Consider the following 15,086-nt stretch of genomic DNA (forward strand, 5'->3'; position numbering starts at 1 on the left):
AAAAAAAAAAAAACAGAATACTAATGTGGGGAAGTATGAGTGGATTTTGTGAAGTTTTGTGAAATTGAAAGAATTTTGAAATGTTTGAAATGTTGTAGAGGTGGATTTTGTTGGGATTTTATGGGATTTGTAAATTTTTAAATTTTGTCATACTGAGGTTTGGCACAAACCGAAGTATCTCAAAAAAAAAATGCAAATTTACAAGAAATGCTTTTTTGGATATTTCGTTTTTTGCAAAAGCTCAATATGACAAATCTGCATTGAGATATTTTTGCTTGCGCTTAAATATGACAAGTTTGCGTTGAGATATTTCTCTTTCATTGTAAGTATGACAAATGTTTGGTTTCGCAAAGGGTAAGAAAATGTATTTTATGCAAAAAATCTAAAAATCAACCCACCCCCAAACCCCCTCCGCAAGGGAGGGGGTTTAAGAGGATAATCCCTTGATACTTCGGGCTTAAAAGCCATTTAAGTATGACAAATAATACAACCCAAATACGATAAAACTTTTATAAAATCTACTTTTTTAATGCAAATGCACCTCTCCTAAATCCCTCAAGCTAAGGGGGAGTGACTTTTTCTTTATTAAGCCCCCTCCCCAAATGATAAAAGTGTGGCAAAGTGAGTTTGCCTTTTTAAAAACCCCCTCCCTTGCGGAGGGGGTTTGGGGGTGGGTATCATACGCCATTACTAAAGAAACTGCGCTTTTTGCTTGTTTTGCGAGAATCGCAAGGCGATTCGTGGCAATATATGTTTTTATTTTGTAGATTGCCACGCTCACTTCGTTCGCTCGTAAAACAAGCGAAGTGAAGTTTCTTTAGTAATGGCGATGAATGTGGATTTCTTCATTGTGCTTTGCCACCACCTCGCAAAACTAACGAAGCGAAGTTTCTTTAGTAGTTACGAGTTTTTTGATATTTTTTTTGCAAAAATCAATATAGCAAAATAGAATTTTAGAGATACTTCACTTTGTAAAAAAATATCAAAAAAAATCCACAGCCAAAAAAACCGACAAAAACAAAATTAGATTTTATGTTTTTATGTCTAGCAGGTTGTTTTCTAGCTCTAGCAGCGGCTCTATCACGCTATCCACATATACGCGCAAATCACACTCCACGCCCAAATCCTCCCTATGCTTTTGCAAAGCAAGTGCGATTTTTTCGCTCATCACCCAAAGCTGTGCTAGTAGCTTATCACTAGAGCTTTTATCCCCCTCCTCTCCTCTACTCCTCCCATCGCTACAATCGCTAAACACACCCCTTATCGGTCCTAAAGAGGGGAAAATACCATAAAATTCTACTTGATTTTTGCGCGATTTTTTTTGCGCTATTTGTAGTAAATGCTCTTTGCCCTCATCGCTTATGATTAGGCTAAGCACGCCTTGAGATAGGCTTAGTAGCGACTTTGCTAGCTCACTAAAGTCTTTTGGATTTTCGCTTAAAGCAATCTCTTTTAGCAAAAATTCTTTTAGCTCATTTATGAAATCTTTTGGATTTTTTTGTAGCTCTGCTAAGTCATTTAGACTTAGTTTTAGCGGAGAGTTTTTTAGGCTTTCCATTATTTTTGGGTTTTTTATGAGGTTGTTTAGCACGATTTGATTTGCGGCATTTTTTTGCATATTTGCCCAATAGCTCCTGCCTATTTCTAGCTTTATAGCCGATTTTGTGGCGATTTGTGTCCTGCCTAGTTGGAGTAGGTATTCGCCGTTTTTGCTTTGGGATAGGACTTTTAGCAGCACGGGTAGCGAGGCGTTGAAATGTTTTGCACCTTTTTGGGTGCTTAGCGCAGAATCTAGTTTGGCGAGATTTGCCATTTGTTGCAAGGGATTTAGATTCATTTGTTTTTTGCAGTGTTTGATTTTGTGCTTGAGGTGTTTTTGCTTTTTGCAAAAACCGAGCCTTGCAAGCTAGATTGGACAAAGTCAAGGATTTTGTAAGATAGTGCTAGCTTTGATTGCGGTGGTAAAAACGCGATATTCTCGCACGCATCGCTACTTTCATCGTGCAATGCCCTAGAATCTAGCAAATAAAAGCTATTATCCTCCGCTCCAAAGGGGGTAGAGATTTTTGAGATAGCGTTTAGACATACACAAGAGCAGTCTTTGCCTCCCTCGTTTGCGCTACGAAGCATTTTTTTTGCGTTTTTTAGCGCGTCTTCTAGAGTGTTTTTTGGTGCGTTTTTCTCATTTTTTTGTGCGATACTTTCAGCTTTAAATCCCACTTTGTAGATTTTCTCACTATCTATGCTTGCTAGGACATCTTCGCAGGATTGTAGCTCTAGTGTGAGATTTGGCGAGGTGGATTTTTTGATTTTGTATGTTTTGGGGGATTGTAGTGTGTAGTCGCATAGTGCAGCTGCCATAAATAGCACAGGTTTTTTGCGCTCGCTAGGTGTTTTATCTTTTATGCTTTTTGATTTTGCACTATCATCAAAATCGCCAAAATTCTCACAATCCCCAAAGCTACCAAAATCTCGCAGTTTGGATTCTATCGCTTCTTTGTAGTCGCCATTACTTTGCGCGTCTATACACTCTATTTGGCTAGGCAAAAAGCTATCGATTTTTGAGGAAATAAGCGTAACTTTTGCTCCTAGCGTGTAGGCTGCTTTTGCTAGGGCGATTGCTTGCTTGCCACTAGAGTGGTTGCTGATAGCCCGCACGGTATCGATAGGCGAAATCGCACCACCACCTGTGATGATGACTTCTCTGCCCTCCCAAAAATCACTTTGCCAAAAGTCATTTTGCTCAAAATTATTTTGCTTAGAATCACTTTGAGAGAAATTATTTTGCTTAGAATTTTTGCTAGGCTTTTTTACCCTTAGTGGCAAATCTCGCATATAGCTAGCCCGAAGCGTGCGAAAAATGATTTCTTCTACTTCTGCAAGTGCGCCTACTCCGTATTCATCGCACGCTAGTAGTGCTTCTTTTGGTGGGATTATTTCATAGCCATAGTCTTGCAATCTATCAAGTGCGCCCTGCACTTGCGAGGATAAAAACATTTGTGTATTCATCGCAGGAGATAGGAGGATTTGCGTGTGTTTAGAATTGGTGGCTAGCAGGGTTTGGACTATGAGATTATCTGCTACGCCATAAGCGAGCTTGGTTATGGTATTTGCAGTGGCAGGGGCTAGCAAGACTATATGTGCCCATTTTGCATAAGCTATGTGGGATTTGGGGTGTGGATAAGGGGGAGCAAAATCTGCGGTGCTAGGTTTTGAAACGCTAGAATTGCTAGCAGAATTAGCGCAAAAATCATTAGCAGAATCAACGCAAGGGACTTTGATAGAATCGGCACGAAAATCAGCGGGTAAATCCGCGCAAAAATTAGAATCCAAAAAATCCAAAGATTTTCCAAAATCCACCCAGCTTTCTGTGTCTTTGTGCAAAACTTGAGTATGAGAGATAGCCTCAAAGCTAAGCGGAGAGATAAATCTCTTTGCCTCTTCGCTTAGCACCACAGCGACATTTGCACCGAGTTTTTTTAAACCACTTAGAATCTCTACTGCTTTATACGCTGCGATAGAGCCACTTACGCATAGTAAGATATTTTTGTGCTTTAGTGGTTGAATTTTTTCATAGCCATTTTTCATTTTTTCTCCATTTTTGCATTCGTTTCATACTCTATGATTTTGTGTGCCAAAAGTTTTTGCAAAAAACCTTTGCTTTTGTAGAATTTTAGCATTCTTTATCTTGGATAATCTTATATAGAGTATGATTTCATTTGCAATTAGGATTCCAAAGAACAAAAAGAGTAGCAAAAAGCAGGCAAAAGGCACTTAATGATACAAATGACTTATCGCCAAAAGGTGCGCAAAATCCTCCGCATAGCACTTCCTTCAGGCGCAAATTCATTGCTTGATATTATCGTAATGGCATTAGGAATGCTATTTATGGGGTATTTTGGGCAAGAACACATTGTGGCAGTTTCTATCGCTATGCAGTTTATGATGATGTTTTTTGCGATAAATGCGATATTTTACATCGGCACAAATGCCCAGATTTCTAGGCTTTATGGTATGAGGGATTCTACAAGTGCTTCTATGGTGTTTTCTACGCTTTTTTTGTTATGTGCGATTTGTGGGATTCCATTTGTGTGTGTGGCATATCTTGGCACAGATGGATTTATCTCGTGGTTTGATTTGAGCGAGAAGTCAAACGAGCTAACCAAGCAGTTTTTAAACATAGCGATTTTTACCCTCCCTGCGATGCTGCTAAAAAACATTATCACCGCAGCCTTTGCTGCTATGGGAAACACACTTAGCATTTTTATCGTGCGGATTTTTAGCACGATTTTTTGCATAGTGGCAAACTATTTTTTGATTTTTGAAGTGCGTATAGAGGTTTTTGGCAGTGTCTATCAGCTAGGTGCAGGACTAGAAATCATCGGTGCTGCGCTCTCAAGCGTGCTTACAAGCTATGTGGAGCTAGCATTATTTGCACTTCTTGCGTGGAAAAAAGGCAAGTTTTTTATCCAATGTTTTGGAATATTTTGGAAATATTTTTATATTGCGCTAAAGATTGGGATTCCAACAGGTATAGAGCGGTTTTTGACACTTGGCTCTTTGGTGCTTACCACGAAGTTTATCGCTAGCTTTGGCGATATAGCCGTAGCAGGCTCACAAATCGGCTCTCGCATAGAATCCTTTGCTTTTATGCCGGGATTTGGGTTTATGGTGGCAGCTATGGCTCTCACAGGGCAAAATCTAGGCGCAAATCGCGTGTGGCTAGCAGAGGATTTGAATAAAACGATTTTACAAATCGCTAGCGTGGTAATGGGGATTTTGGGGATTTTTATGGTGGTTTTTGCCACTCCTTTAAGCAAAATCTTTTATGATGATGATTCTGTCATAGAGGTAGCGAAGTGGTATCTGTGGGCAGTTGGGGCTTCTCAAGCCCCACTTATTTGGGTGTTTGTGCTTGATGGTGTGCTTCGCGGAGCGGGGATAACCAAAAAAAGCCTTATGATAAATGCTATGAGTATTTGGGTGTTTCGCATAGCTCCTATGTGGGTGGGGATAGAGCTTGGATTTGGCATTTGGTGGGTGTTTGTGCTGATTTTTGTAGAGACTTATATCCGCGCAGGGCTTTTTTATGTCGTATATGCTAGGGGAAGTTGGAAGCGCACAGGCAAAGATATTTTTTGAGATTTTTTTTACATAGAGATTTTATTAGGGCTTGGTTAAATGATTTTCGCGCTTATTTGCGCTTGTTTGCATAAGAAAATCACGCAAAATCTAGCACTAAAGATTGTAAAATCTCGCTAAAAATGCTAAAATCTCACATTTGTTTAGATTTTATCTGTGCAGATTCAAAGCAAATTCAACCCCAAAATCTAAAAGCGAGAATTTTTTAGAGATGAGTCAAGTGAAGCAATCAATGAAGCAAGAAGCCACGCCAAACACACATTCTACGAAAGAGCCAAATTCCAAGCAATATTTTATCAAAGCCACACAAAGTGCAGGTATCCAAACTAGAATCGTCCCTTGTGTCCTAGAGCTAGAATACGCACCGCTAAAAAGCCTTAGCCAAGACGCAGTAGAAAAAGAATACCAAGTCTTGGGCGAGCAGGGCAATGACATCATAAGCCAAGCTATGCACTTCCTAAACAAAGAAAGCGATAGCTCAAATGCGATGATTATCGAGCTTTTGTCCCAGATATACCAAAAAGTCGCAAAGATAGAGCGAATAGTGATGAGAGAATCCTCACAGCTAATCGCACTAGATTTTCGCACAAGTGTGGCTGCGTTTGGGCACGGCGTGATATGCTGTGAGGAGGAGTGCTTCAGGGTAGGGGAGGAGTATTATGCGAGGTTTGTGCTGCCAAATGTCTTGCAAAGAATCATATCCGTATATGCACACGCCATAACGCCACAAATCATCAAAATCACCTCTGCTCACTCTAGTGATATGCGCGTGCTAGATAACTATATCGCCGCTAAAGAAATGGAGCAACTTAGAGAGCAAAGGACAAAATAAAGGACAAAAAATGAAAGAAATGATGCTAGCCATAGACCAAGAAATGTTGTTTTTCTGCCTTGTGGGCGTGGGCTTTTTTGTGGTGTGTTTGTTTATCTATGTGGTTGCAAAAGATAGAGATACACACAAGCGATTGCATAGGTTTGAGGGGGCTATCACAAGCCTAGCAAAAGAGATTTACAAAACCCAAAAAGGCGTGGAGAAATTTGAGCAAGAGGGCAACAAAATCGACTTCCTAAACGCGCTAGATGGCGGAAATCATAGCGAGCAAGGCAGCTCACTGCAAGAAAAAATCACTTCTATGAACAAAAAAATAAACGAGCTAGATAAAGACATAGATATGCTAAAAAGCCACTATGATGAAAAAATCATAAGCCTAGAGAACAAATTGCGAGAATATGGACATTTCACAAGCGGTGGTGGCGACATAGATGAGAAAAAAATCATTGATATGTTTCAAAACGGTTTTAGTATCGACTCGATTGCAAAAGAGCTTCGCATAGGGCGCGGGGAGGTAGAATTTACCCTAAAACTTGCCAATATCAGCTCGCCTACTATCAAGTAAGATTTTATTTGCAAGTAGGATTTTTTCAATCCCATATTTTGCAAATAAAGTTTTTGCCAAAAGTTTTTTTTCACACTAGATTTTGCACTTTTGCATTAAAATTTTGTGCTAGTTTTTAGTGCGATAATTTTTTGCAACAATTTCAAAAAAACACCAATAGAATAAAAGGCAGACTTTGCTACAACTTGCAGAATTTTTTTCAAACCCCAAAGAAACTTGTAGCTATTTTGGCGATAGGTGCTCACATTTTCGGTATTTCTACATTCAGCAGTGTCCGCTTGAATTTTGTCAGGGGCTTATTGAGCGGGGGTGGAGGCGATTTGGGGAATATTTTTTTGTGCCGATTTGCGCTAGCTGCAAGGAGTGCATTTCGATTCGGCAGGTGGTTAGGGGATTTGAGCCAAACAAATCTCAAAGACGCGTGATTGCCAAAAATGCCGATACGCTTATCACTATCGCTCGCCCAAGTGTCGATGATGAGCGACTAGCCCTATATGATAGCTATCATAGCGCGATGAATATCAAAAAAGGCTGGAACTATCGCGGAATCACAAAAGAAGTATATAGCGATAATTTTGTCTATGGCTATAATAGCTTTGGGTATGAAATCACTTATCGCAGGGAGGGCAAGCTCGTAGGTGTGGGGTATTTTGATATGCTAAAAAACAGCATTTCTTCTATTTATTTTTTTTATGACCATAATTTTGCTAGACTAAGTCTTGGCTCATTTAATATCCTCACACAGCTACTCATCGCAAAGAGGAAAAATCTCTCATATTTTTATCCCGGGTATTGGATAAAAAACCATTATAGTATGGGATACAAAGAGCATTTTCGACCATTTGAGGAGCTGATAAACGCACCTGATATTTTTGAAGTGCCTATTTGGAAGCCTTATTTTGCAGAATCTAACACTTCAAGTGATGACTTTAGGGCAAAATCTAGCGTAAAATCTATTTAGCGCAATTTAGTGCAAAGTTTATCCCAAAATTTAGCCAAAAGATAAGCCAAACCCACGACAAAAGGACACAAATGCCACAAAACACCACACAAGACACAAACCCCACAAGCACAACAAAAACCACCGCCCAAGCACACGCACTAAGCAATCGCTTATCCCTGCTTTTTGGCAGATTTGCAAACTATGCGTTTCCGCGCTTTTTTCAGCGTATCATAAACACCGTATATGTGAGGATATTTCACATTGATTTGAGCGATTTCGCCCCTGCGGATACTTACCCCACGCTAAACGCGCTTTTTACCCGCGCTCTAGCCAAACCCCGCGCATTTGATACAAATCCAAATGCACTTATCTCGCCTAGCGATAGCTTGATAATGGAGCAGGGCAGAATCTTTATAGAGGACTCCACCCTAAAGGCACTCCAAATCAAAGGAATGTCCTACCCCATAGATGAGTTTCTAGGAGAGAGCAGGTGCGTGCTAAACGCGCTAGATTCTGCCTCCCCGCTTAGCTTTGTCAATCTCTATCTATCTCCTAGCGACTATCATCACTATCACGCGCCGTGTGATATGCGGATTTTGGAGGCTAGGTATTTTGGTGGTGTGCTACTGCCTGTGAACCCTCCCTCACTGCGCAAAAATCATCATCTTTTTATCCAAAATGAACGCGTGGTGATTGTAGCAGAGGATTTGCGTGGCAAAAAGCTGTATTATGTCGCGGTGGGCGCACTAAATGTCGGCAAAATGATTTTCCACTTCGAGCCAAAAATCCACACAAACGCCACGCCAAACGCACGCGAAATCTACACTTACACCACACCCATAGAAATCAAAAAGGGCGAGGAGCTAGGGACATTTATGATGGGTTCTACTATCGTGCTTATCGCTCAAGGCTTGCACCTGCAAGCCCAAAGTGGCGCAAAAGTCGCACAAGGCGATACTATCGCCCTGCTAGAATCATAAAATGCGCCACGACACTTCAAATAATTCTAGCAAGCGAAATTTTGATAAAGAATCGCTATTTTTGCGTGCATTGTGCGGTAAAAATGCACCAAAAAGTGTGATAAAAGGCATAGGCGATGACGGAGTGGTGCTATCAAAGCCACTAGCTAGGCACGACAAAGCAAACGCTACTTATCACAATACTTTTGCCACTTTTGCAAAAGTCATCGATTCTGCGCGGGAGTTTGTCATCGCAAATGACGGATTTTGCGAGGGAATCCACTTCAAAAGAGAATGGCTAAGCCTAGAGCAAATAGCCAAAAAAGCAATGCTTGTAAGTATTTCTGACATAGTAGCGATGAATGCCCGCCCCAAATACGCCCTAGCTAGCATAATCCTCTCATCACTTAGCCCTAGAGAGACGCTACAAATAGCCCATTCACTTAGACAAGTAGCACAAGATTTTGGCATAGCATTTATCGGTGGGGATACGATGAGCGGGGATAGGCTAGAGTTTCATATCACGGTTTTTGGCACACCTCAAGGCAAGCTACTCTTTCGCAAAGGACTGCAAAAGGGCGATTTGCTCTTTTGCACGGGTAGGGTGGGGGAGAGCCTAAAGTCGTTGCGATTTTTGAGTAGGGGGGCAAAGATAAGCAAAAATTCTAAGCGATTTTCTCGCTTTGTAGCTCCTACGCTTAGGGCGGATTTTGTCAAATCGTGTGCAAGGTTTTTGCACTGCGGGATTGACATATCTGATGGCGTATATGCCGAGCTAAACCGACTAAGTGCGATAAATCATCTAGGATTTTGCCTAGCTAAAAAATCTAGCATAGCAAAAAGGGCAGGGGGTAGCAAAAGTAGTGATAAAAGGAGCGATAAAAGCGGTAATAGAGGTGGCGATAAATGTAGCGATAGTCGGTGGCAGGCACAAAAGCCACTAAAATCTAGCAAAGTCCTGCCTAGAGTGCTACAAAAGAGTGCCTACTTAAGTGGCGAAGAATACGAAATGCTCTTTAGCATTTCTCCAAAGGATAAGCTAGCCCTTTTGCGAAAAGCTAGGCAAACCCGCACGCCACTATGCTTCATCGGCACTGCTAGGACAAAAATCACCCACTTTACCACCAAAATCTGGCATTAGGTTTTCATTATAGTGAAATGGTTTGAGGGTGGGTGTTTTTTTTGTTTTAAAAAAAATATTTTCTTGCCACAAAAAAATCAATCACCTGTCATACTGAGGTTTGGCACAAACCGAAGTATCCGAAAGATTCTGTAAAACAATGTAAAATCAAAAAGAGATATTTCGGCTTCTTACGAAACCTCAATATGACAAGCTTGCGTTGTTGAGATACTTCGCTTTCGCTTAAGTATGACGAGAATGCATTGTGCCATTGAGATATTTCGCTTACGCTCAACATAGTAAGAAAAGTAGGTAAAAATGATACAAAATAAACCTACTGCACTCCTTGATTATGTAGTAGTTTATAGTTATCACACCCCACTTGGTTTCCCAAATCGCAGGCTTTGCCATAGTATTGCTTAGCGGTGGAGAGATTTTGCCTAACTCCTTGCCCTTTGGCATATAACACACCTAAACCATTGCACGCATCACCATTTTTCATATCACAAGCTTTTTTCCACAGTTCTGCTGCTTTTGCATAGTCTTGTCGCACGCCTTGCCCTTTATAATAAAGATTATTACCTAGATTGAAGCAAGACCCCGATTGGTGTATATCCCCATTACCCTTATTACACGCAATTTCATAATATTTCTTTGCATTATAGTAGTCTTGTAATTTAGCATAAGTATCTCCTAATGTTCCATATCCACTATTATCTCCTAAAGCAATAGCTTTTTCATAGTATAGAATCGCCTCTCTATAACGCCCCGCTACATAATAACAATGTCCAATTAGAGCACAATTATCCTTACTGCACTGTTCCAACGACCCCCAACCCATTTCTATGGAATGATTGATAAGTGCTTGACACGCGCTTTTATCCTCATTTTCAAAGCAATTATGACTAGCTCTCTGCCACTCCTCCTGACTCATCGCACCCATACTTACACTTACTACACTTGCCAATATTCCACACACTAACACTAATTTTTTCATTGTCTTGCTCCTTTTAGACATTGTCAAAATCACTTAAAAGAGACTTTTATATCCGCTTGCAAGTCAAACCCTTTGATAAGCGTATTTACCAAAAATATAGCCGTGTCTCTATCAAACCGTATGTTTGAGACACTTGTCTCCATATTGAGTTGAAAGTATTTTTGATGAGGATATGTGTCAGCAGAAAAGTAGCTACACTTTATTTTATTGTATTGAGACACACTACGACTTGGTTTATTTTGTATCCTATCTTTATGTATTACTGCCATTATTTTACTCCTAGTTCATTGTATTTTTTATAATTATCGCACCCCACTTGTTCTCCCAAATCACAAGCTTTGCCGAAGTATTGCTTAGCAGTGGAGCTATTTTGCCTCACACCTTGCCCTTTGGCATATGACACACCTATATTATAGCAAGCATTAGCATTTTTCATATCACAGGCTTTTTTGTAGAGTTCTGCTGCTTTTGCATAGTCTTGGCGCACGCCTTTTCCATTAGCATACATTAACCCTAAATTGTAGCAAGGCTCTGATTGGGCTAAATCACCATTACCCTTATTGCAAGCAATTTCATAGTATTTCTTTGCATTATAGTAATCTTGTAATTTATCATAAGTATATCCTAATGTTCCATATCCTCTATTATCCCCCAAAGCAATAGCTTTTTCATAGTATAGAATCGCCTCTCTATAACGCCCTGCTATACGATAAACAGCACCCGCAGAGCCACAATTATCCTTATTACACTGTTCTACACTTACCAAACCATCGTTTATAAGTGCGTAGCACGCGCTTTTATCCTCATTTTCAAAGCAATTATATCTAGCCCTTTCCCACTCATCACGATCCATCGCTCCCATTCCTATACTCACCACACTTGCTAAAATCCCACACACTAACACTAATCTTTTCATTGTCTTATTCCTTTTATCTTTTAGTATTGACAATAATTGCTTCCAAAAAATACTTGATAAAATTTGCCACTGCTATCTTTGTAAGTGCCGATATTTCCGTATTCATAGCCGTATTGTCCCCACGAGCAATCAACCAGCGTTACATACATTCCGCCGATATAATACGCACTTGCCACGCTTGCAAATAGTGCGCTTAATGCTATACACGCGATTATTTTTATTGCTCTTTTTGTAGGGTTTTGATTTGCATTGCTTGCAAATTTTGCTAGATTTGATGTTTTGTTTTTCATTGTTGCTCCTTTTATGTCTTTTTAGATTTTGCTTTTTTTATTGCCAGCTTTTTATGGTTTTTGTGCCTTTATTACGCGCTACTCATTGTTTTTACTCCTTTAGTTTGGGATTATGGAATTTTTACGCGCGGTTTTTTGTAGAGAGAAAATCACTAGGATAAAAGCAATGCTATAAAGTGATAAAATCAAGTTAAGCAATATGTTGCTTTGGTTTGTGTCATTTCCAAAGAGATTTGCCACACCAAAGATATATTTTGGATTCCAAGCTAAAAGCCAACCCAAAGGGATAAAGCTTAGTGATGAAAGGATTGCAAAAAACTTGATTTTGTCAAAAATAATGGACAAAGTCAATGAGGAGGCTAAAATACCCCAAAATGTAGCCCACCATATTTTTAGTCCATAAAAATCTGTCGTAAAAAATAAAATTGTCGCAAATCCTCCCACCAAGACAACAAACCAAGAGAGAATCTTTAGCAAATCCGTATGGTGCGCTGAAGTGTGGCGATAGAATTTTAGTTGCCATAAATCACACCATTTCTTTGGTGCTGTGAGTAAGCAAGGCTTTTGTAGCTTTAGCTCGTGTTCTTTGGCATACAGCTCTAACTTATGCCAAGTAGAAGCATCTAGCAAATTATTATTTGCAATGAGCACATTTTTTATCGTGCGAAATGAATCGCGAGCATTGCTTGCATAGCGGATTTTATGCTCTTTGATTATCTCGCAACGATTGTTATCTTGTTTTAATGATTCCCATTGATTATTATGCTTTAATTCGATTCTATATTCTTTGATAAACTGCTTCACTTTGTCAAAATCTAAACTCTCTATTTTCACATTGATAAAGTTTGTAGCTTGGAGGTTTTGGAATACACAAGTAGAGAAGTTTGGCGCATATTTAAACTCTGCATTATAAAATGACACCACACCATTAAATATACTCTCGTGGAAATCCGCGTATCTCTCAAAAACTGCGTGGTTAAAAAACACATTGCCATTAAACTCACAATTTGTGAAATACACCCTTTTGTGGAATTCGCAATGCTGAAAGTCTATGCGCAGAGACTCTTTAGAATCCACTTCGCCAAAAATGATATAGCTAAAGCATAGCCTAGCTTTAATCTCACATTTTTTGGATTCCTCGCTAGATTTGCCATTGCTTATGCTTAACGATTTGCAGATGATATATGTATCGCCTACTTTTTTGATGACATTTGGCGGGAAATATTTATAATGTATTTGACACAGCTCACGCATATTTATGGTGCTATTATGATTGCTTGGGATTGTAAGTATAAGTTTATCTTTTGCAGAATCAAAGTGCAGATTCTCGCAGATTTGTCGCTTAGGCATTTTAGCGCACTCCTTGACTGTTGAGTAATTTATAATTATCACATCCTACTTGGTTTCCCAAATCACAGGCTTTGCCATAGTATTGCTTAGCGGTGGAGCGATTTTGCCTTACTCCTTGTCCTTTGCCATATAACACACCTAGATTATTGCAAGCAAAACCATATTTCATATCACAGGCTTTTTTCCACAGTTCTGCTGCTTTTGCATAGTCTTGTCGCACACCTTTTCCATTAGCATACATATACCCTAGATTGTAGCAACTCCCTGCTTGGTCTAAATCTCCATTACCTTTATTGCACCCTATTTCAAGGTATTTCTTTGCATTATAGTAGTCTTGCAACTTATCATAAGTTGCTCCCAACACATCATATCCACTATTATCTCCTAAAGCAATAGCTTTTTCAAAGTAGGGAATCGCTTCGTGATAATACCCTGCTGTATAATAAATAACCCCATAAATGCTACAAACACTTTTAGGATTTTTAGGACACTCTTCTGCACTTGGTAAGCCATTGTTGATAAGTGCTTGACACGCACTTTTATCCCGATTTTCAAAGCAATTATGCCACCCCCTATCCCATTCCTCCTTACTCATCGCACCCATACTTACACTTACTACACTTGCTAAGATTCCAAATACTAGCACCAATTTTCTCATTATCTTGCTCCTATTGTAGATTTTTTTAGTTTTGCCAATAGCACTGCTAATTTTTGTGATTTCACACAAAACCCGATACTACAAAAAAAAAAAAAAACAGAATACTAATGTGGGGTAGGCACAAGGGGATTTTGCGAGGTTTTGTAAAATTGAGAGAAATTTGAAATGTTTGAAATATTGTAGAGGTGGAATTTGTGAAAATTTTTGCATATATTTTGTGCGGAGTATGCTTTGAAATCTTTGCGTGATGATTTGTAATGGATTTGTGGGATTTTATGGGATTTGTTGCATTTTGTGCTTTTTTTGTCATACTTAAGGTTTTAGCTGAAGCAACCAAAATATTTTGAAATTTGTCATACTTAAGGTTTGGCACAAACCGAAGTATCTCAAAAAAGATTTTCTAAGGAACTGCTCTATATTTTGCAAAATTTTGTAAAGCTACATTTATGCTTTTTGGATATTTCGCTTTTTTACAAAAGCTCAATATGACAATATTTTTTTACGCTTTTTAAAAACCCCCTCCATTTGCGGAGGGGGTTTGGGGGTGGGTATCCCACTCTAAAGCCACAAATAAACACAGCAAATACAAAAAACACACCTAATAAGGTTTTTACAAAAACTACTTAACAAGATTTTGCAAATTTTTGCAAAAAAAGTAGATTTTAGGCAACCAAAAAGTAAGCTAGCCTAAAATATACCCACCCCCTAGCCCCCTCGTGCTAAGGGAGGGGGTTTAAGAGGATAATCCCTTGATACTTCGGGCTTAAAAGCCATTTAAGTATGACAAATAATACAACCCAAATACGATAAAACTTTTATAAAATCTACTTTTTTAATGCAAATGCACCCCTCCCTAAATCCCTCCCGCAAGGGGAGGGACTTTTTTGTGATGAATGCCACTATTTTCTTTCCTATTTTTTCTGTTTTTGAAAAGTCGCCATTCTATTAAGCCCCCTCCCTTTGCGGAGGGGGTTTGGGGGTGGGTTCTTTTTTCCGTCATTGCGAGAATCGCGTAGCGATTCGTGGCAATCTATTTCTTTCTTTTTGATTTTTTTTTTTTTTTTGGATTGCCACGCTCACTTCGTTCGCTCGCAATGACGAATGATTTTTTGGATTACTAAAGAAACTTCAGCTTCGCCTTGTTTTCTAAAGAAACTGCGCTACGCTTGTTTTCTAAAGAAACTGCGCTACGCTTGTTTTGCTACGATTGCACTCTTTCGCGTGGAATCTCACAATGACGAAAAGTATTTGCGTTGTTAGCGGCTGTTAGCAGTTGCTAGCTTCACTCAAAAATTCAAAGTGGAAATTACCCAC

The 15,086-nt window shown here is 39.4% G+C and carries 16 protein-coding genes; 6 read left to right on the forward strand and 10 right to left on the reverse strand.

The window, feature by feature from the left end:
• Window positions 1-526: 526 nt before the first annotated feature.
• From HMPREF2086_RS05195 to HMPREF2086_RS05205, 3 genes are all read right to left on the reverse strand, one after another.
• Window positions 527-781: a hypothetical protein gene (locus HMPREF2086_RS05195; protein WP_034560388.1), complete on the reverse strand. Its 255-nt coding sequence runs from the start codon at window positions 779-781 to the stop codon at window positions 527-529.
• Window positions 782-1,030: 249 nt separating this feature from the next.
• Window positions 1,031-1,837 carry a hypothetical protein gene (locus HMPREF2086_RS05200; RefSeq protein WP_023927716.1) on the reverse strand — a complete coding sequence of 269 codons (807 nt, stop codon included), beginning with the start codon at window positions 1,835-1,837 and terminating at the stop codon, window positions 1,031-1,033.
• Complete coding sequence (locus tag HMPREF2086_RS05205) at window positions 1,834-3,588, reverse strand: phosphopantothenoylcysteine decarboxylase domain-containing protein (protein WP_023927717.1); 1,755 nt, start codon at window positions 3,586-3,588, stop codon at window positions 1,834-1,836. The genes HMPREF2086_RS05200 and HMPREF2086_RS05205 overlap by 4 nt, the downstream gene beginning before the upstream one ends.
• 189 nt (window positions 3,589-3,777) lie before the next feature.
• Between HMPREF2086_RS05205 and HMPREF2086_RS05210 the strand changes: the two genes are divergently transcribed.
• The 6 genes from HMPREF2086_RS05210 to HMPREF2086_RS05235 all read left to right on the forward strand — a co-directional run bounded on the left by HMPREF2086_RS05210 (window position 3,778) and on the right by HMPREF2086_RS05235 (window position 9,582).
• Complete coding sequence (locus HMPREF2086_RS05210; RefSeq protein ID WP_023927718.1) at window positions 3,778-5,142, forward strand: MATE family efflux transporter; 1,365 nt, start codon at window positions 3,778-3,780, stop codon at window positions 5,140-5,142.
• 211 nt (window positions 5,143-5,353) lie between these two features.
• Entirely contained in the window at window positions 5,354-5,974 is a 621-nt protein-coding gene (locus tag HMPREF2086_RS05215) for a hypothetical protein (protein ID WP_023927719.1), read from the forward strand.
• 10 nt (window positions 5,975-5,984) lie between these two features.
• On the forward strand, window positions 5,985-6,539 hold the full coding sequence (locus HMPREF2086_RS05220; protein WP_023927720.1) for a DUF6115 domain-containing protein: 555 nt from the start codon (window positions 5,985-5,987) through the stop codon (window positions 6,537-6,539).
• A 175-nt stretch (window positions 6,540-6,714) separates the two neighbouring features.
• A complete protein-coding gene (locus HMPREF2086_RS05225) occupies window positions 6,715-7,500 on the forward strand; it encodes an arginyltransferase (protein ID WP_023927721.1) in 786 nt (261 codons plus the stop codon).
• 71 nt (window positions 7,501-7,571) lie between these two features.
• Window positions 7,572-8,462: a phosphatidylserine decarboxylase gene (locus HMPREF2086_RS05230; protein ID WP_023927722.1), complete on the forward strand. Its 891-nt coding sequence runs from the start codon at window positions 7,572-7,574 to the stop codon at window positions 8,460-8,462.
• A 1-nt stretch (window position 8,463) separates the two neighbouring features.
• Window positions 8,464-9,582: a thiamine-phosphate kinase gene (locus HMPREF2086_RS05235; protein WP_023927723.1), complete on the forward strand. Its 1,119-nt coding sequence runs from the start codon at window positions 8,464-8,466 to the stop codon at window positions 9,580-9,582.
• 313 nt (window positions 9,583-9,895) lie between these two features.
• Here HMPREF2086_RS05235 and HMPREF2086_RS11905 read toward each other — a convergent pair whose 3' ends face one another.
• From HMPREF2086_RS11905 to HMPREF2086_RS11515, 7 genes are all read right to left on the reverse strand, one after another.
• Complete coding sequence (locus HMPREF2086_RS11905) at window positions 9,896-10,558, reverse strand: tetratricopeptide repeat protein (RefSeq protein WP_023927724.1); 663 nt, start codon at window positions 10,556-10,558, stop codon at window positions 9,896-9,898.
• Between the two features lie 29 nt (window positions 10,559-10,587).
• Entirely contained in the window at window positions 10,588-10,827 is a 240-nt protein-coding gene (locus HMPREF2086_RS05245; RefSeq protein ID WP_023927725.1) for a hypothetical protein, read from the reverse strand.
• Window positions 10,827-11,474, reverse strand: a complete 648-nt coding sequence (locus HMPREF2086_RS10790; RefSeq protein WP_023927726.1) for a tetratricopeptide repeat protein — start codon at window positions 11,472-11,474, stop codon at window positions 10,827-10,829. Before HMPREF2086_RS10790 ends, HMPREF2086_RS05245 begins: the two co-directional genes overlap by 1 nt.
• Before the next feature lie 20 nt (window positions 11,475-11,494).
• Window positions 11,495-11,764, reverse strand: coding sequence for a hypothetical protein (locus HMPREF2086_RS05255; RefSeq protein WP_023927727.1), 270 nt, complete (start codon window positions 11,762-11,764; stop codon window positions 11,495-11,497).
• Window positions 11,765-11,863: 99 nt separating this feature from the next.
• The gene (locus HMPREF2086_RS05260) at window positions 11,864-13,114 is read right to left on the reverse strand and encodes a pentapeptide repeat-containing protein (protein ID WP_023927728.1); all 1,251 of its coding nucleotides are present in this window, start codon (window positions 13,112-13,114) and stop codon (window positions 11,864-11,866) included.
• Window position 13,115: 1 nt separating this feature from the next.
• Window positions 13,116-13,772: a tetratricopeptide repeat protein gene (locus tag HMPREF2086_RS05265; protein WP_023927729.1), complete on the reverse strand. Its 657-nt coding sequence runs from the start codon at window positions 13,770-13,772 to the stop codon at window positions 13,116-13,118.
• Between the two features lie 853 nt (window positions 13,773-14,625).
• Window positions 14,626-14,772 carry a hypothetical protein gene (locus HMPREF2086_RS11515; RefSeq protein ID WP_156921314.1) on the reverse strand — a complete coding sequence of 49 codons (147 nt, stop codon included), beginning with the start codon at window positions 14,770-14,772 and terminating at the stop codon, window positions 14,626-14,628.
• Between the last annotated feature and the right edge of the window lie 314 nt (window positions 14,773-15,086).

This window comes from Helicobacter macacae MIT 99-5501, from assembly GCF_000507845.1.
Lineage (GTDB): Bacteria > Campylobacterota > Campylobacteria > Campylobacterales > Helicobacteraceae > Helicobacter_B > Helicobacter_B macacae.

What these genes read in the sequence shown, in the direction of transcription:
- HMPREF2086_RS05200 (WP_023927716.1), bottom strand. Translation starts at nt 1,837, where the DNA reads ATGAATCTAAATCCCTTGCAACAAATGGCAAATCTCGCCAAACTAGAT.
- HMPREF2086_RS05205 (WP_023927717.1), bottom strand. Translation starts at nt 3,588, where the DNA reads ATGAAAAATGGCTATGAAAAAATTCAACCACTAAAGCACAAAAATATC.
- HMPREF2086_RS05210 (WP_023927718.1), top strand. Translation starts at nt 3,778, where the DNA reads ATGATACAAATGACTTATCGCCAAAAGGTGCGCAAAATCCTCCGCATA.
- HMPREF2086_RS05215 (WP_023927719.1), top strand. Translation starts at nt 5,354, where the DNA reads ATGAGTCAAGTGAAGCAATCAATGAAGCAAGAAGCCACGCCAAACACA.
- HMPREF2086_RS05220 (WP_023927720.1), top strand. Translation starts at nt 5,985, where the DNA reads ATGAAAGAAATGATGCTAGCCATAGACCAAGAAATGTTGTTTTTCTGC.
- HMPREF2086_RS05230 (WP_023927722.1), top strand. Translation starts at nt 7,572, where the DNA reads ATGCCACAAAACACCACACAAGACACAAACCCCACAAGCACAACAAAA.
- HMPREF2086_RS05235 (WP_023927723.1), top strand. Translation starts at nt 8,464, where the DNA reads ATGCGCCACGACACTTCAAATAATTCTAGCAAGCGAAATTTTGATAAA.
- HMPREF2086_RS11905 (WP_023927724.1), bottom strand. Translation starts at nt 10,558, where the DNA reads ATGAAAAAATTAGTGTTAGTGTGTGGAATATTGGCAAGTGTAGTAAGT.
- HMPREF2086_RS05245 (WP_023927725.1), bottom strand. Translation starts at nt 10,827, where the DNA reads ATGGCAGTAATACATAAAGATAGGATACAAAATAAACCAAGTCGTAGT.
- HMPREF2086_RS10790 (WP_023927726.1), bottom strand. Translation starts at nt 11,474, where the DNA reads ATGAAAAGATTAGTGTTAGTGTGTGGGATTTTAGCAAGTGTGGTGAGT.
- HMPREF2086_RS05255 (WP_023927727.1), bottom strand. Translation starts at nt 11,764, where the DNA reads ATGAAAAACAAAACATCAAATCTAGCAAAATTTGCAAGCAATGCAAAT.
- HMPREF2086_RS05260 (WP_023927728.1), bottom strand. Translation starts at nt 13,114, where the DNA reads ATGCCTAAGCGACAAATCTGCGAGAATCTGCACTTTGATTCTGCAAAA.
- HMPREF2086_RS05265 (WP_023927729.1), bottom strand. Translation starts at nt 13,772, where the DNA reads ATGAGAAAATTGGTGCTAGTATTTGGAATCTTAGCAAGTGTAGTAAGT.
- HMPREF2086_RS11515 (WP_156921314.1), bottom strand. Translation starts at nt 14,772, where the DNA reads ATGACGGAAAAAAGAACCCACCCCCAAACCCCCTCCGCAAAGGGAGGG.